The sequence below is a fragment of the Streptomyces sp. NPDC090994 genome, assembly GCF_044768905.1.
Classification (GTDB): Bacteria; Actinomycetota; Actinomycetes; order Streptomycetales; family Streptomycetaceae; genus Streptomyces.
Map to the genome: position 1 here is coordinate 173,202 of NZ_JBIVWS010000010.1, position 24,491 is coordinate 197,692.

Below are 24,491 nucleotides of genomic sequence, written 5' to 3' on the forward strand. Positions count from 1 at the left end.
TCTGGGTGTCAGAGGCGGGGGCCGGGCTTCTCGTCCTCGCGGTCGTCGTCGCGTTCGCCCTCCGCCTGGGACGGGGTCGGGTGCGGCGGCGACTGGCGCTCGGGCGTGCCCGGCTCGTCGTCACGCTCGCCCTCGGCCTGCGACGGTGTCGGTTGGTCGATCATGGTGCCTCCTGCTGCCGGGGCCCGGCCGTCGGTCCGGCGGGCCGGTCGCCGAGTACCCCGCCCGGCGCCGGCACCACCCGCCCGGTGTTCCTCCGCCCGGCGCGGTGCTGCCGGTCCGCTTCCTCGGTGCCCCGCCCGGCGTCGCGCCGCCCGTCCGTCGCCGCGGTTCCGCGCCCTCACACGCCCACCGCCCAGTGACCGTGCGGTACGCACCCCGTGCGCTCAGCGCCCGTGCCGGGCCACCGCTGTCCGCAGGGCCGCGCGGATCTCCGGCGGCGGGGGCGGGCCGTCGTTGCCCGCGCTGGCGGTGACCGCCTCGGCGACCGTGCGGAGCTTGGTGTTGGAGAGCTGGGACGCCTCCCGCAGGATGTCCCAGGCCGCCTCGGACGTACAGGAGTGGACGGCCATCAGCACGCCCCGGGCCTGGTCGATCACCGGACGCGAGACGATCGCCTGCCGCAGTTGCTCGACCTCCTCCTGGAGGTCGTGCAGCCGCTCCGAGCGTTCCAGCGCCACCGGCGAGGACGAGGACGAGGGGGCGGGCCGTGGCTCCGAGGTGCGCAGGGGGTCGTCGGTGTCCAGGCCGGCCAGCTCCAGGGTCCGGCGGGGCTGGCCGCGCCAGTGCCCCGTGGTCACCGTCAGCGTCCCCCGGTGACCGTGCCCGTCGAGGAGGTCCAGGAACTGGAGCCCCGCCGTGTCCATGAACACCACGTGCCGCATGTCCACGTCGACCCGGCCGGTCCCGGGCGGCAGCCCGGCCAGCGCCTCGGCCAGCAGCTCCGTACACCCCTGGACCAGCTCGCCCCGGGGGACGAGCAGCGCCCGCTCCTCCGCCACCCGGCACTCGATGACCAGGTCGGCCGGCCTGTCCGTCAGACGTGGTGCCGCTGAGGTCATGTCACCGCCTTCTCGGTCCTCATCGGTGTCGCAAGTGCGCCTGCCCGTCGTCGGCGTGAGTACACCCGCGTACGGGGGTTGGCCCGGCGGGAGCTGGGTAGGGGCGCCTGGTCCGGGAGTAGGGGAGAACACAGTGGGCACTCAGGGCGAGGCGCCGTCCGGGTCCGTGCGAGCGGCGCCGGGGCTGACGGTGTCCCCGCTGCCCGGGCGCGACGGCGTGCGGGCGGCGGGGGAGATCGTGCTGACGACGCGCGAGACATGGCAGCGGGCGCTGGAACAGGCGGTGCGTGAGGGTGGCGACGTGCATGTGGAGATGTCGGGCGTGACATTCGTCGACGTGGACGGGGCACACACCCTCGCGGACGCCGCCCGCCGGCTCCCGGAGGGCCGGCGGCTCGTGCTGCACCGGCCGCCTGCCACACTGCGACGGGTGCTGGAGATGTTCTGGCCCGACCAGCCGGCGATCGAGGTGTCGATGTCATGAGTACCGTGACCGAACCCACCGCCGGCATGCCGGAACCCGGCGACAGCGACTTCGTCCACCCCGCGCTCTTCTACCGGGGCGACGACGAGTACCTGGCCGGTACCGTCCCCTTCGTCCGCGAGGGCCTGGCCGGCGGCGAGCCCGTCGCCGTGGCGGTCCCCGGCGAGCGGCTCGACCTGATCCGCGACGCGCTCGGTTCCGACGCCGCCGCGGTACGGCTGCTGGACATGCGGGAGGCCGGACGCAACCCCGGCCGGATCATCCCCGGGGTGCTGCGCGCCTTCGCCGACGCCCAGCCGTCCGGCCGCCGGGTGCGGATCATCGGCGAGCCGATCTGGGCCGGCCGCAGCGGCACCGAGTACCCCGCCTGCGCCCAGCACGAGGCGCTGATCAACGACGCCTTCCGGGGCCGCGCGGTGACCATCCTGTGTCCGTACGACGCCGAGGGCCTGGACGCGCGCGTCCTCGCCGACGCCCACGCCACCCACCCCGTGGTCATCCCGGCCGGCTCCCGCGCGGAGGCGGTCAGTACCGCCTACGACCCCTCCGGCGTCGTCGCCCGCTACAACGAGCCGCTGCCGCCGGCGCCCGACGTCCCGGTCGTCTCCTTCCTGGCCGACACGCTCCCGGACGCCCGGCACACGGCCACCGCCGAAGCCGCGCGGCTCGGCCTCACCGGGATCCGGCTCGACGACCTGGCGCTGGTCACGGCCGAGCTGACCACCAACAGCGTGGTGCACGGCGGCGGCGCCGGTGCGCTGCGGGTGTGGGCCGAGGACGGGTACGTGGTGTGCGAGGTGCGGGACTCGGGACGGCTCGCCGACCCGCTGGCCGGGCGCCGGCCCGCCGCCCGCGACCAGCGCGGCGGCCGCGGCCTGCTGCTGGTCAACCTCGTGTCGGACCTGGTCCGGACGCACACCGGGCCGGACGGTACGGCGGTGCGCTGCTGGTTCGCCGTGTGACCGGCGGGCCGTGACGTCAGTCGGCGGTCGCGTGCAGGTCCAGCGGCTCGATCTGGCCCTCCAGCATGGTGCCCAGGCCCTGTACGGCGCAGATGTCCGGCCGTTCGGCGATGTGCACCGGCATGCCCGTCGCCTGGCGCAGCATCTGGTCGAAGCCGGGCAGCAGTGCGCTGCCGCCGACCATCATGATCCCGCGGTCGGCGAGATCGGCGACCAGGTCCGGCGGACAGTCCCGCAGCACCTTGCCGAGACCGTCCAGGACGGCCGTCAGCGGCGTCTGGATGGCGTTGCGCACGGCGGCGGTGTCCACCTGCACGCTGCGGGCGAGGCCGGTCGCCACGTCCCGGCCGTGGATCTCGGTGGAGGCGGGGCCCTGCGCGGTGAGCCCGTTGCCGCACAGGGCGACCTGGAGCGGCCGTACGGACTGGCTGGGCAGCACCAGTTCGTGGTGGTGGCGCAGGTGCTGGACGATCGCGTGGTCGACGGCCTCGCCGCCGACCGGGATGCGCGCGGCGGTCACGATCGAGCCGAGGGAGAGCACCGCGACCTGCGTGGCGTGCGCCCCGCACACCATGATCATCGTGGCTTCGGGCTGCTCCACGGGCAGTCCGCAGCCGACCGCCGCGGCGATGAGCGTGTCGACCAGCTCCACCCGGCGGGCGCCGAGTCCGACGAGCGTCTCGACGGCGGCCCGCTGGGCCAGCGGATCGGCGCCGTGCGGGGTGCAGACCGCCGCCCGCAGCCGGGGCTTGCGGCGCAGCGAGCGGCGCACCTTGTCGCCGAGCAGGTGCCGCAGCATGCGCTGGGCCATCTCGATGTCGACGATCGTGCCGCCGGAGACGGGCCGGACGACCCGGATGTAGTCGGGGGTGCGGCCGGTCATCTTCTCCGCCAGCTCACCGACCGCGATCAGCGCGCCGGTACGGGTGTTGACGGCGGCGGCGGACGGCTGGTCGACGACGAGCCCGGCGCCCTTGACGTACACGCGGGTCCGTGCCGCCCCGAGGTCGACGGCGAAGTGGCAGCGGCGCAGCTGCTCCAGAGTGGCGGTCATGGCAGATCCTCCCGAGAGCGCAGACCGTGGGGCCGGCGGGGGGCCGGCCTCCCTGGCATCGTGCGGGCGGACCCGGACCGGCGCCTGTCCGAGGGGGCCGGGCGGGGGGCCGCTGAACGGGGGGTGGTGGCGTGGACCAGTCCCCCTCTTGGCCCTCAGACTCTTCCGGGACCTTCTAGTCTCCTGCTCTCCCTGGTCGTCCCTCCCGGTCTTCCCGGTCTTCCCGGTCTTCCTGGCCTTCCCGGTCCTCCTCGTCCTCCCGTCTCTCCGGGTCGAACGGCGGAAAGCCGGCCGGCGTCTCCGGGGCGGGGCCCGTCTCCGGCAGCGCGCCGGCCGCCTCGTCCGGCAGGTCCTCCGGTTCCGACAGCAGCGGTGTCCACCGGTCGTCCTCCGTCGGGAACGGGCCCTCCGGCAGTTCGTCCGGCGCGGCCATGTCCGGGGACCCGTCCGACGCGTCCCCCTGGCAGGCCCCGGGTTCGTCCACCGGCACGGCGTGGTCCTGGCGCAGTTCCCGGCCGAGGGCCAGCAGCTCCGGGTTGCCGCCGCCGGACAGCTCGTACTCCTCGTACGCGTCCAGCGCCTCGTCGAGGCGGTCCAGGCGGCGCAGCGCGATCAGGTGGAGGCGGAGGAAGGTCTCGTGGAGCGGATGCGTGCGCAGCAGGTCGGCCAGGCTGCGGGCCGCCCGTTCGGCGTCGCCCAGCGCCAGGTCCAGCCCGGCGAGCCGGGCGTGCAGGGCGAGGCGGAGCTGCTGGAGGCGGCCCCGGGCGGTGCGGGCGGCGGGGCCGGGCAGGCCGGGGAGCGGGTCGCCGGAGCGCCAGAGCGCCAGCGCCTCGGCGACCAGCTCCCGCGCCTCGGTGTCGGCGCCCGCCGTCTGCGCCCGGTCAGCCGCCCGGACCAGTTCCTCGCAGTGCACCACGTCCACGAAGTCGGCGCTGGTGTGCAGCGCGTACCCGTGCGAGGGGGTGGCGAGCACGCCGGGGCCGAGCGCCTCCGTCAGCCGTTCCACCGCCCGGCGCACCCGGGACCGCCAGTCGCGCGGCTCGTCGGCCGGGTCCCACAGGCCGTACCGCAGCTCCTCGTGGGTGACCGTACGGCCGTGCTTGAGCAGCAGTACGGCGAGCAGCGCGCCCGCGTCCGGCGGCAGCTCCGGGGAGCCCTGCGGCCCCTCGACGCGCAGCGGGCCCAGGGCGTAGTAGAACCGCTGGTCGTACGCCTCCCGCGCCAGCCGGGGCAGCTCCGGGTCGGTGAGCAGGTCCCGGCCCTGGCGCTGCGCCCCGAGCGACGGGGACATCAGCAGGTCCAGGGCGTGCGCGAACGGGCCGCGCAGGGCGGGCGGCAGCAGGACGAGCCGCCGGGAGTCGACGGGCACGGTCAGCCGCGAGGTACCCGACGTCAGCAGCAGCACCACCTCGCACAGCGCGCGCAGGTCCTCCGCCCGGCCGCCCGGCCGTCCGCCCCGGCCCGGCGCGAAGAGGCTGAGCCGCACCGTGCCGTCCGGCAGCAGCACCAGCCGGGACAGCTCCGGCGCCCCGTGCACGGTGCCCGCCTCGTGGACGGCGGTGAGCGCCCGGGCCAGTTGCGCGGCGACGCCCACGGTCAGCGGCGCGGGCAGCCGGTTGCCGTAGGGGCGGGTCAGGGTGTTCAGGGCGATGCCGTCGAGGTGTTCCATGACGACGTAGGGCGTGTCGTCGTCGTCCACGCCGGCGTCGAGGACGGCGACCACGTTCGGGTGCCGGATCTCCCGCAGCAGCCGGGCGTCGCGCAGGAACGCCTCGCGCCGGGCCCGGTCGGTGACGGGGTCGTGCCGACGGACCGTCACCGTCCGGCCGGTCCCGGTGTCCTCGGCGAGCCACACCCGGCCGGTGGGGTTGAGGCGCCGGATCAGCCGGTAGCGGTCGGCCGGCCGGCCGGGGGGCGACTGCGGCGTGCGGACCATGCCGGTGTTGCCGACGCCGCTCAGCCACCGGGCGCCGCGCTCGCTGATCTCGGCGATCGCCTCGCCGCGCGGGCCGGTCTCGGTGCCGTTCGCGGCCGGGGTCAGGGCGGGGATCTCGCCGGGGAACCGGCCCGCCCGCTCCTCGATCAGGTCGCCGGTGCGCAGCAGCAGGTCACGGGTGCGGGCGCGGGCGGTGCGCGGCAGCCCGCGCAGCAGCAGGCCGCGTACGCCGGGCCGCCAGGCGTACGAACCGGGCGGCCCCGGCAGGGCGGAGAGCAGGCCGCTGAGGATCACCTCGGCCAGGTGCGCGGGGCGCGGCTCCGGTTCCACGGCGGCCTGCACCAGCCGCATCACCGGCAGGTCCGGGCGGCCCAGCGCGAGGTGCCCGGCCAGCCGGTACGCCTCCTGGGACGCGGTCGCCCGGAACCTGAGCACCAGCTCCTCGGCGGGCAGCAGGGCCACGTCGGTGCGGTCGTCGGCGTCGGCGGGCAGCGGACGCAGCAGCGCCGCCGCCGCGCCGGGGTGCCCGGCGCCGCCCGGACCGGCCACCAGCGCCGCCCAGTTGGCCAGCCACTCGGGGCCGGGTTCGAGGACCGGCACGGGCACGGCGCCCTCGGGCGGGGCGTCCTCGGCGGTGTCGTACGGGGTGAAGGTCAGCGCGGCGCTGGGCGCGGCCCGGTAGGGGGCGGAGAGCCGGCCGGCGACCGGCGGCAGCGCCGTGTCCCGCCACAGGTGTTCGGGCAGCGGCTGGACGACGGCCAGCGGCATCCGGCGCGCCCAGCGGCGCAGCGCGGCGAACCAGCGGGTGCCGGCCGGTCCGGCCCGCCACTGCGGGCCCATGCAGTCGCTGATCAGGAGGGTGACGGTCCGGCCGTCGGCGACGGCGTGCACGCCGTCACCGGCCACCGTGCCGTCGGGCAGCGCCCGGTGCAGGGTGACCGTGCGGAAGACGCCCGACTGGGCGAGGGCGGTGTGCAGTTCGCGGACCAGCGGACGCCAGACCGGCATCGTCGGACCGTCGTCGTACACCAGGTTCAGCCGGAGCCAGCGTTCCCGGGCGGGGCGCATGACCGGCAGCCACCAGCGGGGGTCGGCGCCGAGCCGGGCGATGCGGTCGGCGGTCGCCGCCTCGTCGACCTCCCGGACGGCGGGCGCGTCGGTACGGCGCCGCAGCGGCCGCAGGGAGCGCTGGAGGGCCAGCGGGTGCGGCAGCATCGGCGGCGCCGGGGCCAGCACGGCGGCGTGCGGCCGGGCCTCCGGCGTTCCCGTCCCCGCCTCCTGCTGCCCCGTCCCCGTCGCGGGAGTCGCCGGTGTCCGGGAGGGCAGGTGCAGCGGGGCGCGCGGCGGGGCCGGGGGGCAGGGCGGGGACGGCGGCTGCCGCCGATGCGGGCGGGTGTTCGTCTCCGGTGTGCGCGGCGAAGGCGGGGCGGCCGGCGCGGGGGTGTCCGGGGGCCGTGCGGGCGGGGACGCCGGGGGCGGGCCGGCGCGGTCCGGGGCGGGCGCCATGTGCCCGGCCAGCCAGAGCAGTTCCGCCAGCTCCAGCGGGGTCGGGCGCGTGCCGGAGGCCGCCCGGCCGAGGACGTCGGCCAGGCGGGCCACGGGCTCCGGTACGCCGGAGGGGTCAGAAGGCATGCGGCTGCGGGGACTGGCCCAGGTACGGCATCAGCTGCTCGGCCAGTTCGTCGAGGGAGCCGGCGGCCAGACCGGAGGCACGGGCCAGGTAGATGGCGTTGAGGAGCTGGTCGGTGGCGAGGTCGCCGCTGCCCACCCGGGACAGGAACCGGTCGATGAGCTGCCGGGCGTAGGCGTCCGGCTCGCCCAGGTGCGCCCGGACGATCTCGGCGAGGTGCCGGTCGTCGGGCTGGCGCAGCCGCAGGGTGACGCAGCGGCGCAGGAAGGCGGGCGGGAACTCGCGCTCGCCGTTGCTGGTCAGCACCACGAACGGGAAGGCGTGGCAGCGCACCCTGCCGTGCCGCACCGGGACCCGCCGGTCGGTGCCGTCGGCCATCACCTCGGCCCGCCCGTCCGGGACGTCGCGGGCGGCGCGCACCAGTTCGGGGATCTCGTACTGGCCTTCCTCCAGCACGTTCAGCAGGTCGTTGGGCAGGTCCAGGTCGCTCTTGTCGATCTCGTCGATGAGCAGGGCCCGGGGCCGGGCGTAGGGGAGCAGGGCGGTGCCCAGCGGGCCGAGCCGCAGATGGTTCTCGACGCCGGCGCCGGAGGCCGCCCCGGGGCCGCCGTCCTCCTCCGTCGCCTGCCGGGCCGCGTAGAGCCGGGAGAGCGGGTCGTACTGGTAGAGCCCGTCGTGCAGGGTGCTGCGGCTGGTGATGTTCCACCTGAGGACCGGGCCGAGCCGCAGTTCGCGGGCGACCGCGTACGCCAGCGACGACTTGCCGGTCCCGGGCGGCCCGGTGACCAGCAGCGGACGGCGCAGGTACAGGGCCGCGTTGACCAGTTGCACCGTCTCCTCGGTGGCCTGGTACGTGCGGGCGCGGTGGGTGCGGTCGGGCGAGGTGGCGGCGGCGTCGTCGTGCTCGTCGGGCGGTTCGAGCACGGGGTGCCCGTCGAAGGCCCGCCACGGCGGCGGCGGGGGCAGCCGGGTGATGCCGTCGTGCGGTTGCGTCGCTCCGGTGTAGACGGGCCACAGGGCCATGGGGTTTCTCTTTCGGGTTCGGGGCGCGGCGGTGCGGCCCGGCGGGTGGTTCGTCAACCGAGGGGTGCGACGGGCGAGTGCAGGCAGGCGGCGGGCTCGGAGAAGCAGCGCGGATCGTCCCACAGCAACTGCACCTCCCGCGCCCAGTGCCCCTCCGGATCGTCGGCCGCGTACGCCTCCTCGCGCAAGTCCAATACCCGGCGCGGCAGTTCGGCCGGAGGCACGCCGTCGACGGACTCGGTGAGCCGGTCCAGGAACGCCGTACCGGCGCACGGGCCGCCGCGGTCGCCGTGGTGGCCGTGGTCGTCGTCGGGACAGTCCGAGCGGCGCCACAGCAGGACCGGGACCGGGAAGTGCAGGCCGGTCGCGAAGTGCTCCCGCACCGCGGCGGGCGGGGCGGCGAACCCGGCCAGCGCCGCGTCCCGCAGCCGCGGGCGCAGGCTGCGGGAGTTCTCCCGGGTGCCGCACTCCACCCGGTGCAGCCGGACGCCCGACGCGCCGTCCAGCTCCTGCCACCGCTTGGTCAGCTCGTGGCGGAGCCGGCCGCTGCGGTGCCGGGCGCGCTCCGCGACGACCAGGGGGTGCGCGCAGCCCAGCGGGGTGGAGTCGTAGGCGCTGCACGCCCAGTGCGCCACCGGCTCGTTCAGCCACTCGGCCGGCAGGACGAAGGTGATCAGCGCCTCGGCGTCGCGGTCGAGGTGGTTGAACGCCTCGTCCACCCGGTCCTGGACGTAGGAACGCACCGCGTCCTGCGGCAGCCGGCGGGTGCCCACCGGACGGCGGTGCCCGCCGCGGTAGGCGGACACCTCCACGGTGACCTGGTCGGCACCGGCGCCGCTGCGGACGAGTTCTACGACGATGGGGGCCCAGGACGGTCCGGGGGTGGACGCGGGCGCCCCGACCGGCCCGCGCGGGACCCGTCCGACCGGCTCCTCGTGGCGGCTGCCGGCGGCGTGCGCGCGGGCGGTTCGGCCGTCGGCCGGGTACGGGTGGCCGGGGTGCCGGTCGTCGACGGACCGGTGGCCGGCGTGCCGCTCGTCCGTGAGCCGGTGGCCGGGGTACTGGTCGTCCGCGAACCGGTGGTCGGCGGCCGGGGCCGCGCCCCGGGGTCCGGGCGCGCGGAGCGGCCGGCCGGCCGCCCACTCGTCCAGGACCCGCTGGAGCCCGTCGGCGAACCGGTCCTCGGCGGCCAGGTCCGGGACCTCGGTCCGCACGTACTCGGCGGCCTGGCGCAGCGAGGTGAACGGCCGCTCGGGCTGCGGGGCGAAGAGGTCCACCGCGGAGGCGTACAGCCGGTTCGGGTCGCAGTCCGGACGGACCCGCTCGGCCCGTCGCAGCAGCGTCTCCAGCCGCCCCGCGTCCGGCCCGGGGCGGGGCGCCGGCATCAGGTCGCCGAGCCCCTTCCAGTAGCGGGCCATGACCTCGACGGGCAGCATCCTGCCGACGTGCGAGCCCGTGGTGGAGACGACCATGCCGACGACCGAGTGGTCGCGGAGCGTGACCGCCGCCCCGCTGAACCCGCCCACCAGCGTCTGCCCGTGCGCCGTGAGCGCCTCCAACTGCATCCACTCGTCCGCGATGAGCGGTCCGGGCACGGCCCGGTAGGTGGCGAGCACACCGTCGTCCAGCCGGGACGGGAAGCCGTAGGCGACCAGTTCGGGGGCGCGGTGCGCCGCGCCGGGCGGGGCGAACACGGCGGGGCGCACGGACACCTCCCGGGCCAGTTCGAGGACCACCAGGTCGCCGCGGTCGTCGGAGTCCTCCCGCCAGGGCCCCCGGTCGACGACGCGGGCGGTCAGGTCGCCCAGGTCACGGTGGCCCGGGAAGGACACCGTGACCGGCTCGGTGCCGTGCCGTACGACGACGTGGGCGCAGGTGAGCAGCAGGCGTTCGGTGACGAGGAACCCCGCGCCGACCTCCCGGCCGCATCTGATCCGGGCGTGCCAGGCGGCCGTACCCCCGGTCACGAGCCGGCGGCGGCCTCCCCGTCCGCCGGTGCCGTGGGGGCCGACGCCCCCGGTGACCAGTGCAGTCTCACCACCAAGTGGCCTTCCGCGGTGCCCTTGGCGATGACCGCGCCGGCCTCCGCGCTCAGCCGCACCCCGAACTCCAGCTCCACCGAGTCGGGTCTGAGGCTGCCGTCCCGGAAGACCCGCAGCGCGGACGAGGCCGCCGCGCGCACCCCCTCCAGCGCGCCCTCGAAGGTGCGTGCCGCCCGCGCCGGGCCGTCGCCCCGGGAGACCAGGCGGGCGCCGGTCTCCTCGTCGACGGCCTCCACCACCACCTGGGCACCGTCCTCGGTCGTGAACTCCAGCAGTCCGTCCATGGTGCCGTTCGCTCCCCGTTGTGCCGTTCTTCCGCGCGTCTTCCTCACGCGGACGGACCTCATTGTGACGGACCGTGCTCGCTGGTGTCCTCTGTTATGCCGGTCGTCCACCGGGGCGCTGGCGGAAAACCGCCACTGCGCGCATCCGCCAGGGCCGGGCAACTCCCCTGTGGCGCACGGGCCGTGAGACTCATCCGGAGCGACGTCACGGAGAGGGGCGTGGATGATCACGAGAGGCGCGAGACAGATGAGGCGCATGAGACGCGGGGGTTCCGGCCCGGCCCTGGTGGCCGCCGGACTGGTGTGCGCGCTGCTGCCGGCCGGCCCGGCGGCGGCGTCGGCGGCGACCGCCGCGACCGCGACCGCGACGGCCCCGGAGCCCGCCGCGCACGCGGACGCGGACGCCCGGACCGTCACCCTGATCACCGGCGACCGCGTCACCGTCACCGAGGCCGGGGGCGGGAAGAAGACGGTCACGGTCGAGCGGCCGAAGGGCGCCACCGGCGCCGTACGCACCCAGAACGCGAACGGCTCCGTCACCGTCGTACCCGACGAGGCCCTGCCCTACCTGCGGGCCGGCACCCTCGACGAACGGCTCTTCGACGTCACCGGGTTGCTGCGCCAGGGGCTCGGCGACACCGGCTCCGGCGAGCTGCCGCTGATCGTGACGTACGAGAAGGGCGCGCCGGTCGTCACGCCGCGCGGCGCCGAGCGGACGCGGGCGCTGCCCAGTGTGCGCGGCGCCGCCGTCGAGGCGGCCAAGGGCCGGGCCTTCTGGCGGGACTTCACCCGGCACGGCGGGGACATCGACGGCGTCTGGCTCGACGGCCGGGTCAGCGCGGAGATGGCCGAAAGCAACGCCCAGATCGGCACCCCCGAGGCGTGGGACGCGGGCCTGACCGGCAAGGGCGTCACCGTCGCCGTCCTGGACAGCGGCGTCGACGCCGACCACCCGGACCTGACCGGACGGATAGCGGCCGCCCGCAGCTTCATCGAGGGCGAGGAGGTCGCCGACCGGCACGGCCACGGCACCCACGTCACCTCCACGGTCGGCGGCAGCGGCGCCGCCTCCGACGGCAGGGAGAAGGGGGTCGCGCCCGGCGCCACGCTCGCCGTCGGCAAGGTCCTCGGCGACCAGGGGTCGGGCAGCGAGTCGCAGATCATCGCCGGCATGGAGTGGGCCGCGCGGGAGGTGAAGGCGGACGTCATCTCGATGTCCCTCGGCTCCACCGAGCCCAGCGACGGCACCGACCCGATGGCGCGGGCCGTCGACACCCTGTCCGCCGAGACCGGCGCGCTCTTCGTGATCGCCGCCGGCAACACCGGCTCCCCGTCCTCCATCGGCTCGCCCGGCGCCGCCGACGCCGCGCTGACCGTCGGCGCGGTCGACTCCGCCGACGCGGCGGCCTGGTTCACCAGCGCCGGCCCGCGCTTCGGCGACCACGCCCTCAAGCCCGACCTGTCCGCCCCCGGCGTCGGCATCCTCGCCGCCCGCTCCACCCTCACCGAGGGCACCGGCGCCTACACCGCCATGGACGGTACGTCGATGGCGACCCCGCACGTCGCCGGGGTGGCCGCCCTGCTCGCCGAACAGCACCCGGACTGGACCGGCGCGCGGCTGAAGGACGCGCTGATGTCGACGTCGAAGCGACTCGACGCCTCCGCCTACCAGCTCGGCGCGGGCCGGGTCAGCGTGCCGGACGCCATCGGCGCGGACATCACCGCCACCGGAAGCGCCGACCTCGGCTTCCACTCCTGGCCGTACGAGGAGAACGAGCCGGTCACCCGGACCGTGACCTACTCCAACTCCTCGGACACGGACGTGGAGTTGCAGCTCTCGGTGCACGGCGCCCCCGAGGGCGTCGTCACCCTCGCCGGCACCAGCCTCACCGTCCCCGCCCACGGCACCGCGTCCACCACCGTGACCGGCGACGGCACCGACGCGCCCGTCGGCACCACCAGCGGCCGGATCGTGGCGGCCGACGCGGCCGGGAAGACCGTCGCGCACACCGCGTTCGGCCTGGTCAAGGAGGAGGAGCGGTACACCCTCACCGTCCACGTCAAGGACCGCTCGGGCGCGCCCACCGCCGCCGACCTGACCGTGCAGCGGCTGGCCGAGGGCGTCGACCCGGTCCCGGCGTACGTCGGTGACTCCGGCACCCTCGCGCTGCGCCTGACGCCGGGCACGTACAGCCTCGCCACCTTCCTCGACGTGCGCGGCGCTCACGGCGCCGACTCCCTCGGCCTCGGCTTCCTCGCCGCCCCCGAGGTGGTCGTCGACCGGGACCGCGAGATCACCCTCGACGGGCGCACGCTCCGCGAGATCCGCGCGGACGTGGACCGGCGCACCGAGACCCGGCAGCTCCTCATGGAGTACGACCGCAGCGCGCACGGCGCCGAGCTGTTCGGCGCGGTCCAGGTGCCGGTGACCTACGACAGCGTCTTCGCCGCGCCCACCGGCCGGGAGGTCACCGAGGGCGGCTTCGAGTACCGGACGGTGTGGCGGCTGGGCAAGCCGCTCCTCACCGTCAAGGGCGTCGGGGAGGCCACCGTCCAGTCCGGCGGCACCCTCGCCGAGGGGCGTACCCGGCTGCCGCTGGTCGACGTCGGCGCCGGGCCGGTCACCGGGGCCGAGGGCAAGGCGGTCCTCGCCCGGCTCACCGACGGCACCGACCCGGCCGTCCTCGCCCGGGCGGCCCAGGACGCGGGCGCGCGGGCGCTGTTCGTGACCGACGACAAGCCCGGCCGGCTGTCGGCCTGGTGGGGCACGGACGACAACGCCGACCGCCCGCTGACCATCGCCACCGTGAACGCCGCCGACGCGGCCCGGCTGCGGCAGGCGGGCCGCGTCGACATGACCGGTACGCGCGACACGCCGTACACCTACGACCTGTCCGAAGGCCATCCCGGCGCGATCCCCGACCGGGACCTCGCCTACCGCCCCGGCAAGCGGGACCTGGCCGTGCTGGACGCCAAGTACCACGGCGCCGGGCCGTCCACCGGGGGCGAGTTCCGCTACTCGCTCACCGGCACCTTCCCCCTCGGCCTCGGCTTCAAGGAGCGGATCGGGTTCCCCGCCGAGCGCACCGAGTACGTCTCCACCGGCCCCGGCCAGCTCTGGCACGAGTCGGTGGACTCGGCCGGCGGCGCGCTGGAGCAACGCGGCGGACTGGTCTCCTACGAGGGCGGATCGCGTCCCACGCTGAACTGGTTCAAGCCGGTCTGGCACCCCTACCTCGGCACCGGCCTCGGCTGGGGGCAGCAGCGCGCGGGCGACCGGATGCGGTTCAACGCGCCCGGCTGGGGCGACTCGGGGCCGGACCACACCGGGTTCGGTGACGTGTACGGCACGGACAGCGGCCTGACCCAGACCACGGCGGTGTACCAGGACGGGGAACTCGTCGACCGGATGAACGGGTCGACCGCCTACGTCCAGGACGCGCCGGCCGACGAGCACACGTACCGGCTCGTGACCGACACCGCGCTGGACGCGGAGCGCTGGGGGACCGGGGCGACGGGCCACGCCGAGTGGACCTTCCGGTCGTCGGCGACCCCGGAGGACCGGTACACCTACCTCCCGCTGATCAACCTCTCCTTCGACGTCGGCACCGACCTCGCGGGCACGGTGCGCGCCGGCCACCGGCTCGGCATCGGGCTGGGCGCGGAGCACGTGGCGGGGGCGCCGGACACCGGGACCCTCGGCGGCGGGAAGCTCGACGTCTCCTACGACGACGGGACGACCTGGACGTCCGTCCGGCTGACCGGCGGCAAGGGCGCGACCTGGCACGGCACGCTGAACGTGCCCCGCGACGCGGCCTCCGTCTCGCTGCGCGCCTCGGCGCGGGACGACCGGGGCGGCTCGGTGACGCAGGAGCTCGTCCGGGCGGTGGGCGTCCGCTAGAGAACACGCGGACGGCGCCGCCTCCCTGGGACGGGGAGACGGCGCCGCCGCTGTTCTGCCGTACGTACCTCAGACCAGCCAGCCCACGAAGTGGACGAGGCCGGCGAGGATGTCGGTGAGAACGTTCATGTGAGTACTGCTCCTTGCGTGATTACTGCGATGTGGGACCTACGCCGACCACGGTCTGCAGCCCGTCGCTTGCGCACCGTCAGTCTCGTCGGTCTCACCGGCCGCAGGCGCGCTCATGAGCGACGATCACCTGTTCCAGGGAACACCTGCTCGCTTGTTCGGATCACGCCAAGTTCGGCCACGTCCTGGGGCCGCAGCCGCAGTTGGTCGGCGGTCTCGTCGGCTCGCTCCGGCGGCCGTTTCAGGATCGACGCCGCCGCCTCCGGTCCGATGACCGAGAAGTAGCTGTCCGGGGTGGCCCAGGTCCGCCCCGGTGCCGCCAGCGCCAGCGCCCCGCCCGAGCCGCCCTCGCCGATGAGCAGCGTGGTGACGGGCGTACGGGCGACGGCCACCGCGCCGAACAGCTCGGCGATGGCCGGCCCCGCCCCCCGCCGCTCCGCCTCGGCGTCGTTGGCGGCGCCCGGGGTGTCCACCAGCGTCAGCACCGGGATGCCGAGCCGGTCCGCGAGCCGGATCAGCCGGGCGGCGGTGCGGTACCCGGCGGGGCGGGTCGCGGTCCCGGTCTGGGCGGCGTACGCGACGGTCCGTCCGGCCCGGGTGCCGAAGCCGCACAGGATGCCCTCCGGGTCGGTGCCGCCGCAGCGGTCGCCGCTGATCTCGGCGCGGTCGGTGAAGTAGGCGTCCAGGTAGGCACGGGCGCGCGGACGCTCCGGCGCGCGCGCCCGGCGTACCGCCTCCCGGCCGCTGTCCGGAGGCGCGGTCGCGCCGAGCGGGGCGGGGACGGGGGCCGGTTCGCTGGAGGGGCGGGTGAGCAGCCGCAGCCAGTGGCCCAGCGTCCGGCGCAGCTCGCCGGGGGGTACGACGGCGTCCGCCGAGCCCGCCGCGACCTGCGCCTCGGCGGTGTACGCCGCCGGGTCGGCGTCCGGCGGCCGGACCCGGGACCCGGCGAAACCGACCTGCGCGCCGGGCAGCGCCAGCACCACGTCGGCCCCGGCCCCGAGGGTCGCCCAGCCGCCCCCGGTGGTCGGGTCGCGCAGGACGGCGATCTGCGCCAGCCCGGCCTCCCTGGTCAGCGCCGACTGCCGGGCCACCCGCTGGAGCTGGGTCAGCGCCAGCATGCCCTCCTGCATCCGGCTGCCGCCGGTGGCGACCAGCGGGACGACCGGCAGCCGGTGGGCGCGGGCGTGCGCGTACGCCGCCTCCAGCCGGTCCCCGGTGCGCTGTCCCAGCGAGCCGCCGAGGAAGCCGAACTCGAAGGCGATCAGCACGGCCTCGGTGCCCTCGATCCGCCCGGTGCCGCAGACGACGGACTCCGACTCGCCGGTCCGCTCGGCGGCACGGGCGCGGGAGGCGTCGTAGCCCGGCCAGCCGAGGGGGCCGTCGGGTCCGTACTCCCTTTCCGGATACGGGAGTTCGGTGAAGTCGTCGGTGAGCCGGGCGAGCAGGCGGCGGGCGGGGAGCCGCTCAGTCATGGTTCAGCGACCGCTTCATGATCTTCCCCATGTCGTTGCGGGGCAGGGCGTCGAGGTGGCGCAGGACCCGGGGCCGCTTGTGCGGGGCGAGGCGGGCGGCGACGTGGTCGGCCAGTTCCGCCAGCGCGGGCGGGGCCTGCGGGTCGGCGGGCACCACCCACGCCACGATCCGCTCGCCGAGGTCGGCGTCCGGCTCGCCCGTGACGGCCGCCTCCTTCACCGCCGGGTGTTCGAGCAGCGCGTTCTCGATCTCCCCGGCGCCGATCTTGTACCCGCCGCTCTTGATGAGGTCGGTGGCCTTGCGGCCGACGATGCGGACATAGCCGTCGGGGTCGCGGACCGCCATGTCGCCGGTGCGGAAGTAACCGTCGGCGGTGAAGGCGGCGGCGGTGGCGTCGGGGCGGTTGAGGTACTCGGTGAACAGGTTGGGCCCGCGCACCTGGATCTCGCCGACGGTCTCCCCGTCGTACGCGGTGACCTCCGACCCGTCCTCCTCCACCAGCCGCAGCTCCACCCCCGGCAGCGGCACGCCCACCGTCCCGGCGCGGGCCTCGCCGTCGGCGCGGACGCTGGTGTTCATCAGCGTCTCGGTCATCCCGTACCGCTCGACGACCCGGCGTCCGGTGGCGGCGGCGATCCGCTCGTGGTCGTGGACGGGCAGCGCGGCGGAGCCGGAGACCAGCAGCCGGGCCCCGGTCAGCGCCTTCACCAGCTCGGGTTCGGCGGGCAGCGCCTCCGCGATGCGGTGGTACATGGTCGGCACGCCGAAGAGCATGGTGGCGCCGTCGTTCAGCTCGCGCGCCACGCCCTCGGTGGAGAACCGCCCCAGGTGCCGCACCGACCCGCCGCGCCGGACGGGCCCGAGGGTGCCGAGGACCAGCCCGTGCACGTGGAACAGCGGCAGCCCGTGCACCAGGACGTCGTCCCCCGTCCAGCCCCAGGCGTCGGCGAGCGCGTCGAGGGTGGTGGCGACGGCCCGGCGGGGCAGGACGGCGCCCTTGGGCGGGCCGGTGGTGCCGGAGGTGTAGACGACCAGCGCCGGGTCGCCGTCCCCGGCGTCCGGCGCCGGAACCGGCCCCCGGGCGTCCACGTCGACGTCGACGCGGGCCAGGGCGGCGAGCGGCGCCGGGAGCCCGTCGCCGGGGGCGGCCAGGACCAGCGACGGCGCGCTGTCGGAGAGGATGTGCCGCAGCTCCTTCTCGCCCGACTTCGGGTTGAGCGGTACAGCGGGCACGCCGGCCAGCAGCGCGGCGATCACGGCGACGGCGGTCTCCAGCGACGGGGTCGCCCAGACGGCCACCCGGCCGGCCCCGCCCAGCCGCTGGGCGGTGGCACCGGCCGCGGCGGCCAGCTCCGCGTAGGTCAGGGAGCGCGCGCCGAACCGCAGGGCGGGCCGGTCGGCGGGGGCGCCGGTGAGGGCCGGGAAGAGTGAGGACACGAGTACTGCTCCTTTGCTCCTTTTACAACCGCTTACGAGCGCATACGAGCGCTTACGAGTTGGGCACGACCAGCACCAGCCACGCCAGGGCCGGCACCACCGCCACCACGACTCCTCCGTACACCATCAGCTGCCGGAAGAAACGGTCACGGTCGACGTCCGGTGCCGCCGCCAGCACCAGCGCCCCGTTGGTCGAGAACGGGCTGACGTCCACCACCGTCGCCGACACCGCCAGCGCCGCGACCATGCCCACCGCCCCGATCTCGCCCTGCGCGAGGAACGGCACGGCCAGCGGGATCAGCGCCCCCATGATCCCCACCGAGGAGGCGAACGCCGACACCAGCGCGCCGATGTAGCACAGCAGCACGGCCGCCAGCAGCGGGACGCCGATGCCACCGACGCCCTCGCCGGCCCAGGTGATGGTGCCCATCTCCTGGAGGACACCGACGTAGGTCAGCACACCGCAGATCAGCAGCACCGTGGACCAGGCGATCTCGGTCACCGCGCGGCGGCTGTCGTCCGGCCAGACGGTGCTCAGCAGCACGGCCAGCGTGACGGCGGTCAGCCCCGCGTCCAGGTCGAAGCCGAGGACGGCCACGACGAGGGCGGCCAGGGCGGCGAGGGTGGCGACCCGGGCGGGGGAGAGCCGTACCGGCCCGTCCTCGTCCACGTCCGCCGCCGGGTCGTCGGCGGCCCCCCGCGCCCACAGCTTCCGCCCCCCGAACAGCGCGAACACCACCCCGGCGATGACGAGGTTGGCGAGCAGCGACGCGAGGAACAGCCCGACCTCGCTCCCCGGCAGCTTCTCCCGCTCGACGATGCCGTTGACGATCGACCCGTAGATGCTGATCGGTGAGAACCCGCCGGCCTGGGCGCCGTGCACGACCATCGTGCCCATCAGCAGCGGACTGATCTTGTACCGGGTGGCGAAGCTGAGCGCGACCGGCGCGACGATCGCGACGGCCGCCGGACTGACCGCGCCGATCGCGGTGAGCGCCCCGGTGAGCGCGAACATCACCCACGGGATCAGCGCCACCCGCCCCCGCACCAGCCGCACCGCGGCGTGCACCAGCCAGTCGGTGGTGCCGTTGGCCCGCGCGATGGCGAACAGGTACGTGACACCGACCAGGACGACGAAGAGATCACCGGGGAACCCGGCGAAGATGCCGTCCGCGTCGAGGTCCGCGACGAGGGTGCCGACCCCGAAGGCGGCGGCGAAGGCGAGGGCGCCCATGTTGACGGAACGCGTGGTGGCGACGGTGAACACCACGACGAGCACGAGGATCGAGACGAGTTCGGGGGACATGCGGGCTCAGCGTGGGCCCGCCACCGGACACCGTCAAGGGGTCGCGCACGAATTGGCTCAGCCACTGGGCCACTTCGCCGGGGTGTTAACCTCCCCGTCGGGAGGGGGAACCGTGACCGATGCCTTGCGCCCGATGCCCCGGCGGCGCCTGTACGAGCAGGTGCTCCAGCGGCTGCGGCAGTACGTCGCCGAGGGCGGCCTGCGCGCCGGCGACCGCCTCCCGCCCGAACGGGACCTCGCCCAGCGGCTCGGGGTCAGCCGGGCCTCGGTGAAGCAGGCCATCGTGGTCCTGGAGGTCCAGGGCCTGGTGGAGGTGCGGCACGGCGGCGGCACGTACCTCGTCCGGGACAGCCTCGACGTGGAACCGGTCGAGGAGATGGTGGAGCGCCGCCGGCGGCTGCCGGACGTCCTGGAGGCCCGCGAGGCCCTGGAGACCAAACTCGCCGAACTGGCCGCCGAGCGCCGCACGGACGCCGACCTCACGGCGATGCGGTCCGCGCTGGAGGTCATGGCCGAGGAGATCGCGGCGGGCGGGCACGGCGTCGAGGGCGACCGCCTGTTCCACGCGGCGGTGACGGCGGCGGCGCACAGCGGCCTGCTCGCGGAGTTCATGCGCTCCATCGCCCCGCAGATCGCCGAGAGCCGCACGGAGTCCCTGCGCCAGCCCGCCCGCCCGGCCCGCTCCCTCGCCCAGCACCACGCCATCCTGGACGCGATCACCGCGGGCGAGCCCCGCCGGGCGGCCACCGCCATGCGCCGCCACGTCCGTACGGTGGCGAAGGTCCGGCTGCTGGACTGGGAGCCGGAGGGTGAGAGTCCAGGGGAGGGCTGAGCCCGTCTCCCCGGAGCCGAAGTGCCATCCGCTTCGAGGGGGTTGCTAGCCTGCCCGGCGGTCAGAGCGTCCTACGAGCCGTCCTACGAGGTTGGAGCCCGCCCGTGTCCCGTATCGCCCTCGTCACCTGCCGTCCCGGGCCGCAGGTCGGCGTCGACCGTGATCTGCCGGTGCTGGAGAGCGCGTTGCGACAGGCCGGGGCCGACGTGTCCGTCGCCGTGTGGGACGACCCCGGCGTCGACTGGGACCGGTTCGACCTCGTGCTCATACGCTCGACCTGGGACTACAGCTGGCGGGCGGAGGAGTTTGTCGCCTGGGCGGAGAGGGTGCCGCGGCTGGCCAACCCCGCCGGGATCGTGCGGTGGAACGCCGACAAGCGGTACCTCGGGGATCTCGCGGACGCCGGTGTCGCGGTCGTCCCCACCCGCTACCTCGCCCCCGGCGACCCCGCCGGCCTCCCCGACGACCACGAGTACGTGATCAAGCCGGCCTCCGGCGCCGGGGCCCGGTACGCCGCCCGCTACACACCCGGCGAACAGGCCACCGCCGTACGGCACCTGGAGCGGATGCACGCCGAGGGGCTGACGGCGATGGTGCAGCCGTACCAGCGGGGTGTGGACACCGGCGGGGAGCGGGCGTTCCAGTACTTCGGCGGGGAACTGCTGCACGTCAGCCGCAAGGGGGCGGTGCTCGCGCCCGGGACGCCGTTCGACGAGCGCAAGGTCGCCCACCCGGGCCTGGAGCCGTGGACGCCGTCGCTGGAGGAGGCGGCGGTCGCGCGGCGGGCGCTGGCCAACGTGCCGGGCGGGGAGGAGCTGCTGTACGCGCGCGTGGACCTGGTCGACGGGGAGGACGGGCGGCCGCGGGTGATGGAACTGGAGCTGGTCGAGCCCAACCTCTTCCTGTGGCTGCACCCGGGCTCCCTGGAGCGGGTGGTCGCGGCGGTGCTCAAGGCCGCGGGCGGTCACTGACCGCCGTGCGTTGCAGCAGACCCCAGGTGAACTCGGCGACCACGTCGCGCGGGGTGCCGTCCGGGTCCGGGGCGGTGAAGGCGAGGCCCCAGCGGGTGGGGGCCGAGCCCTGGAGGGGCCGGGCGGGGGCGAAGGCGCGGGCCGCCTCGTCGACCGTGCAGGACCAGGGGGTCAGGTCGGCGAGGGTGCGCAGGGCGGGGCCCGCGGCGCCGGGGGCGCGGACCAGCCACGTGTTCCACACCGTGCCGTCCGCGCCCACCAGGACTTCGAAGCGCAGGTCCGGCCAGAGGGGGAGGGGCCACTGGCGGGCCTCGCAGTCGAGGTCGCCGACGCGGCGGGGGAACGTCGACTCCGGGGGGCCGAGGACCGAGCGGTAGCGGGAGGCGGCCGAGCGGGAACGGGGGGAACGGAGCATCGCCTGCCAGCGCCTGTTGGCCTCGCGCATCTCCGCGGGCGAGGCGCCGAGCGCGCGGCGGGCGTCGTCCACCAGGCCGGGGTTGTGGTCGGCCATGCGGCGCAGCAGGACCAGGTGGAAGTCGACGGGGGTGAAGGGGCGCGGTGCGGACGGCATGGAGTCATCGTGTCGCACCGCGTCGCAGGACCGTTGCCCGCACGGAAGGCGTGTGGTTAGCCTTTGTTCGCGATTCCGATCGCCTGTTGAAATATCGAACGCTGAGAGAGGGGGAGCCGTACATGGGACGTCTCGTACCAGCCGTGACCAGGGCTCTCGACATCCTTGAGCTCTTCCTCGACGGGGACGGCACACTCTCCGCCCCCGACATCGTGCGCCGGCTCCAGCTGCCGCGCACCACCGTGCACGAGCTGGTCACCACGCTCGCCGCCCGCAAGTACATCGTCCCCGTCTCCGGGCAGCCCGGACGGTACCGGCTCGGCGTACGTCCCTACCAGCTCGGGGCGCGCTACGCCGAGCACCTCGACCTCGCCGCCGAGGGGCAGCAGGTCGCCCGGACCGTCGCCGAGACCTGCGACGAGACGGTGCACGTGGCGATCCTGGAGGACACCGACGTCATCTACATCGCCAAGGTGGACTCCACGCACGCCGTGCGGATGGTGTCGGCGGCCGGGCGGCGGCTGCCCGCCCACTGCACCTCCGTCGGCAAGATGCTGCTGGCGTCCCTGCCCGCGCACGAGCTGGCGGCCCGCCTGCCGGACGACGCCGAGCTGACCGGGATGACGCCGAACAGCATCACCGACCCGGCCGCCCTGCGCGAGGCCCTGGCGGAGATCCGGGAGCGGGGCATAGCGGTGGAGAGCCGCGAGTCCAACCCGGACGTCAGCTGCGTGGCCGCCCCGGTCCGCGACCGCACCGGCCGGGTGGTGGCGGCGCTGTCCATCTCCGTCCCCATGATCCGCTGGAGCGACGAGCGCCGCGCGGAACTGGAACAACTCGCCGCCAAGGGCGCGGCTGACCTGTCGGAACACCTCGGATACCGGAGCGCGGCATGACGACCATCGACGTGGCGGTACGGGCGGAAGCGGAGCTGGGCGAGGGGCCCACCTGGGACGCGGAGGCCGCCCGGTTGATCTGGGTGGACATCCTCGGCTGCCGGGTGCACACCTACGACCCGGCCACCGGCCGCCGTACCGTCCGCACGACCGAGCAGCACGTGGGCGCCGCCAAGCCGCGCGCGGGCGGCGGCCTCGTCCTCAACCTCCGGGACGGCATCGCGCTGCTCGACCCCGACGGCTCGCTGCGCATGGCGCACCGCGAGGCCGTCCCGGGCCGCCGCGCCAACGACGCCGCCGTCGCCCCGGACGGCAGCCTGTGGGCCGGCACCATGCGCTACGACGAGACACCGGGCGGCGGCACGCTGTCCCGCCTCACCGCCGACGGCACGCACACCACCGTCCTGGCCGACGTCGCGGTCAGCAACGGCACCGGCTGGAGCCCCGACGGGCGGCTGATGTACTACATCGACTCGCCGACCCGCCGCGTCGACGTCTTCGACCACGACGGCGGCCGGATCTCCGGCCGGCGGACGCTGGCCGTCGTCGAGGACGGCGCCGGGTTCCCGGACGGGCTCACCGTCGACGCCGACGGCTGCGTGTGGGTGGCGCTCTGGGACGGGGGAGCCGTCCGCCGGTACACCCCGGACGGGCGGCTGGACCGGGTGGTCGAGCTGCCCGTGCCGCGCGTGACGGCGTGCGCCTTCGGCGGCGCCGACCTCACCGACCTGTACGTCACCACCGCCCGCACCGGCCTCACCGCCCCGCACCCGCTCGCCGGGTCGGTCCTGGTGGTACCGGGGGCGGGGAAGGGGCTGGCGCAGCCGCCGTTCGCGGGGTGAGGTGGGGGTGACGGGCCGGTCGGCGGGCCGGTCGGCGGGCCGGTCGGCGGGGCTGGTCCGCCGACCGGTCTACGGTCCCGTCGGCGGGGCTGGTCCACGGGCCGGTCCACGGTCCCGTCGGCGGGCTGGTCCACGGGTCGGTCGGCGGGTCGGTCGGCGGGCTGGTCCCCGGACCGGTCGGCGGGCTGGTCCGGGACCGGTCGGCGGGCTGCCCGTGGGCCGTTGTCGTCAGCCGCTGTCCGCCGCCGTCAGCCGCCGACGCGGTCCAGGCCGCGCAGGACCTCCCGTTCGCCGGGCGTCAGCGGCGGCTGGGCGGCGGGCGGCAGCGCCGGTCCGCCGAGGGTGGCCAGCAGGGTGTCGGGGCGCAGCAGCCGCCCCGGCCCGGTGCGCAGACTCGTCACGTCCCACAGGGCGGCGGCGGCCGGGTACGAGCCGGTCGCCGTCCGCGTCAGCCGGCGGGTGAACGCGGCGACGAGGTGATCCGCGGCGTTCGGCCGGCCGCCGCGCGCCTCGGGGTACCGGACGTCCTGGCTGACCGCCATCGCCCAGGCCGCGTCGACCGGCCGGGCCGCCCCGCGCTGCACCCGGCGGGCCAGCCCCGGCACGTCCACGCCGCCGCGTCGCACCTCGCGGCCGAGCACCCGTGCGCCGAGCGCCGCCACCGACATGCCCTGCCCGTAGGCCGGGTTGAACGTGGCCAGCGCGTCCCCGAGCACCACGAACCGCTCCGGCCACTGCCGGGCCCGCTCCACATAGCGCCGTACGTTGCTGGTGGAGCGGCTGACGTGGACATCGGTCAGGGGCTGGGCGCCCGAGATCAGCCGGCCGACGATCGGGTCGGGCAGGTCCAGGGTGTACTGGAGGAAGCCCTCCGGGTCGGCGGGGGGTTCGCCGCCCCGGGTGCCGGCCAGGCTGACCATCCAGCGGCCGTCCTCGATCGGCAGCACCATGCCGCTGCGGCCGGGCCGGCCGGCGTGCGGGTCGGCCTGCACGATGGTCAGCGGGAACCGCTCGGCGCCCTCCGGTGTCCGGTAGACGCGGGTGGCGTTGACCAGACCGGCGTCCACGGTCCGCTCGCGCACCGCCGGGACACCGAGCCCGCGCAGCCAGTGCGGGAGGCGGCTGCCGCGTCCGCTCGCGTCCACCACGAGGTCGGCGTCGAGGTCCGCCTCCCCGTCCCCGGCCGCGATCCGCACCCCCGTCACCCGCCGCGCGTCGCCCGCCGGGCCCAGCACGTCGGCCTTGCGGACGGTGACCCCGGTGGTGTGGTCGAGGACGGCCCGGCGTACGGCCCAGTCCAGCAGGGCGCGGCTGCACGTGATCATGTGCGGTCCCTCGCGGCGCCAGCGGCGCAGCCAGCCCTCGGGGCTGAGCGCCAGCATGCCCGAGGCGAGGGATATCTCCCGGGCGCCGGCGGCCAGCAGCCGCGCCCGCAGGTCCAGCCCGGGCACGAGGTCGTCCATCGCCGCCAGACCGCCGGCCATCAGCAGGTGCGCGTGCCGGCCCTGGGGCACGCCCCGGCGGTGGTCCGGACCGTCGGGCAGGTCGTCGCGTTCCAGTACGACCACCTCGTCGACGGCGGTGGACAGGGCCGCCGCGGCCAGCAGGCCGGCCAGGCCGGCACCGATGACGACAGCTCTACGCGACATGGGTCTCC

Annotated in this window: 19 protein-coding genes; 7 read left to right on the top strand and 12 right to left on the bottom strand. The window is 75.8% G+C overall.

Annotation, left to right across the window (positions count from 1 at the left end; genetic code table 11):
* Window positions 1–8: 8 nt before the first annotated feature.
* Both ACIQR3_RS21975 and ACIQR3_RS21980 read right to left on the bottom strand, forming a co-directional pair.
* Window positions 9–164, bottom strand: a complete 156-nt coding sequence (locus ACIQR3_RS21975) for a hypothetical protein (RefSeq protein ID WP_403541353.1) — start codon at window positions 162–164, stop codon at window positions 9–11.
* A gap of 222 nt (window positions 165–386) precedes the next feature.
* A complete protein-coding gene (locus ACIQR3_RS21980) occupies window positions 387–1,061 on the bottom strand; it encodes an ANTAR domain-containing protein (RefSeq protein ID WP_403541354.1) in 675 nt (224 codons plus the stop codon).
* A 133-nt stretch (window positions 1,062–1,194) separates the two neighbouring features.
* Here ACIQR3_RS21980 and ACIQR3_RS21985 point away from each other — a divergent pair, with 133 nt between their 5' ends.
* The gene (locus ACIQR3_RS21985; protein ID WP_403541356.1) at window positions 1,195–1,545 is read left to right on the top strand and encodes an STAS domain-containing protein; all 351 of its coding nucleotides are present in this window, start codon (window positions 1,195–1,197) and stop codon (window positions 1,543–1,545) included.
* Window positions 1,542–2,507: an anti-sigma factor RsbA family regulatory protein gene (locus ACIQR3_RS21990; RefSeq protein WP_403541358.1), complete on the top strand. Its 966-nt coding sequence runs from the start codon at window positions 1,542–1,544 to the stop codon at window positions 2,505–2,507. The genes ACIQR3_RS21985 and ACIQR3_RS21990 overlap by 4 nt, the downstream gene beginning before the upstream one ends.
* 16 nt (window positions 2,508–2,523) lie before the next feature.
* Here the strand turns inward: ACIQR3_RS21990 and ACIQR3_RS21995 are convergent, their stop codons facing one another.
* The 5 genes from ACIQR3_RS21995 to ACIQR3_RS22015 form a co-directional block, all read right to left on the bottom strand.
* Window positions 2,524–3,561, bottom strand: coding sequence for a rod shape-determining protein (locus ACIQR3_RS21995; RefSeq protein WP_403541361.1), 1,038 nt, complete (start codon window positions 3,559–3,561; stop codon window positions 2,524–2,526).
* A gap of 175 nt (window positions 3,562–3,736) precedes the next feature.
* Entirely contained in the window at window positions 3,737–7,129 is a 3,393-nt protein-coding gene (locus tag ACIQR3_RS22000) for an SAV_2336 N-terminal domain-related protein (RefSeq protein ID WP_403541364.1), read from the bottom strand.
* Window positions 7,119–8,150: an AAA family ATPase gene (locus ACIQR3_RS22005; RefSeq protein WP_403541367.1), complete on the bottom strand. Its 1,032-nt coding sequence runs from the start codon at window positions 8,148–8,150 to the stop codon at window positions 7,119–7,121. The genes ACIQR3_RS22000 and ACIQR3_RS22005 overlap by 11 nt, the downstream gene beginning before the upstream one ends.
* A 53-nt stretch (window positions 8,151–8,203) precedes the next feature.
* Entirely contained in the window at window positions 8,204–10,117 is a 1,914-nt protein-coding gene (locus ACIQR3_RS22010; RefSeq protein ID WP_403541369.1) for a trypsin-like peptidase domain-containing protein, read from the bottom strand.
* Window positions 10,114–10,476 carry a CU044_2847 family protein gene (locus ACIQR3_RS22015; RefSeq protein ID WP_403541371.1) on the bottom strand — a complete coding sequence of 121 codons (363 nt, stop codon included), beginning with the start codon at window positions 10,474–10,476 and terminating at the stop codon, window positions 10,114–10,116. The genes ACIQR3_RS22010 and ACIQR3_RS22015 overlap by 4 nt, the downstream gene beginning before the upstream one ends.
* A gap of 256 nt (window positions 10,477–10,732) precedes the next feature.
* On the opposite strand from ACIQR3_RS22015, the gene ACIQR3_RS22020 reads away from it, so the two are divergent.
* On the top strand, window positions 10,733–14,377 hold the full coding sequence (locus ACIQR3_RS22020) for a S8 family serine peptidase (RefSeq protein ID WP_403541374.1): 3,645 nt from the start codon (window positions 10,733–10,735) through the stop codon (window positions 14,375–14,377).
* A 242-nt stretch (window positions 14,378–14,619) separates the two neighbouring features.
* Here the strand turns inward: ACIQR3_RS22020 and ACIQR3_RS22025 are convergent, their stop codons facing one another.
* Genes ACIQR3_RS22025 through ACIQR3_RS22035 form a run of 3 tightly spaced genes read right to left on the bottom strand, consistent with a single transcriptional unit; the run spans window position 14,620 to window position 18,722 of the window.
* Window positions 14,620–15,978 carry a carboxyl transferase domain-containing protein gene (locus ACIQR3_RS22025; RefSeq protein WP_403541376.1) on the bottom strand — a complete coding sequence of 453 codons (1,359 nt, stop codon included), beginning with the start codon at window positions 15,976–15,978 and terminating at the stop codon, window positions 14,620–14,622.
* Window positions 15,971–17,416 (bottom strand): acyl-CoA synthetase, encoded by a 1,446-nt coding sequence (locus tag ACIQR3_RS22030; RefSeq protein WP_403541378.1) that lies wholly within the window; start codon window positions 17,414–17,416, stop codon window positions 15,971–15,973. Before ACIQR3_RS22030 ends, ACIQR3_RS22025 begins: the two co-directional genes overlap by 8 nt.
* 52 nt (window positions 17,417–17,468) lie before the next feature.
* Window positions 17,469–18,722, bottom strand: a complete 1,254-nt coding sequence (locus ACIQR3_RS22035; protein WP_403541380.1) for an SLC13 family permease — start codon at window positions 18,720–18,722, stop codon at window positions 17,469–17,471.
* 112 nt (window positions 18,723–18,834) lie between these two features.
* Between ACIQR3_RS22035 and ACIQR3_RS22040 the strand changes: the two genes are divergently transcribed.
* Both ACIQR3_RS22040 and ACIQR3_RS22045 read left to right on the top strand, forming a co-directional pair.
* Window positions 18,835–19,554, top strand: coding sequence for a FadR/GntR family transcriptional regulator (locus tag ACIQR3_RS22040; RefSeq protein WP_403541383.1), 720 nt, complete (start codon window positions 18,835–18,837; stop codon window positions 19,552–19,554).
* A 104-nt stretch (window positions 19,555–19,658) separates the two neighbouring features.
* Window positions 19,659–20,525, top strand: a complete 867-nt coding sequence (locus ACIQR3_RS22045) for a RimK family alpha-L-glutamate ligase (protein WP_403541386.1) — start codon at window positions 19,659–19,661, stop codon at window positions 20,523–20,525.
* Here ACIQR3_RS22045 and ACIQR3_RS22050 read toward each other — a convergent pair.
* The gene (locus ACIQR3_RS22050) at window positions 20,503–21,096 is read right to left on the bottom strand and encodes a hypothetical protein (RefSeq protein WP_403541389.1); all 594 of its coding nucleotides are present in this window, start codon (window positions 21,094–21,096) and stop codon (window positions 20,503–20,505) included. The two genes, ACIQR3_RS22045 and ACIQR3_RS22050, sit on opposite strands and share 23 nt — an antisense overlap.
* A gap of 122 nt (window positions 21,097–21,218) precedes the next feature.
* Here ACIQR3_RS22050 and ACIQR3_RS22055 point away from each other — a divergent pair, with 122 nt between their 5' ends.
* Both ACIQR3_RS22055 and ACIQR3_RS22060 read left to right on the top strand, forming a co-directional pair.
* A complete protein-coding gene (locus ACIQR3_RS22055; RefSeq protein WP_403541391.1) occupies window positions 21,219–21,992 on the top strand; it encodes an IclR family transcriptional regulator in 774 nt (257 codons plus the stop codon).
* A complete protein-coding gene (locus ACIQR3_RS22060; RefSeq protein ID WP_403541393.1) occupies window positions 21,989–22,834 on the top strand; it encodes an SMP-30/gluconolactonase/LRE family protein in 846 nt (281 codons plus the stop codon). The genes ACIQR3_RS22055 and ACIQR3_RS22060 overlap by 4 nt, the downstream gene beginning before the upstream one ends.
* A 248-nt stretch (window positions 22,835–23,082) precedes the next feature.
* On the opposite strand, the gene ACIQR3_RS22065 is transcribed toward ACIQR3_RS22060, so the two are convergent.
* Window positions 23,083–24,483 (bottom strand): NAD(P)/FAD-dependent oxidoreductase, encoded by a 1,401-nt coding sequence (locus ACIQR3_RS22065; protein ID WP_403541395.1) that lies wholly within the window; start codon window positions 24,481–24,483, stop codon window positions 23,083–23,085.
* Between the last annotated feature and the right edge of the window lie 8 nt (window positions 24,484–24,491).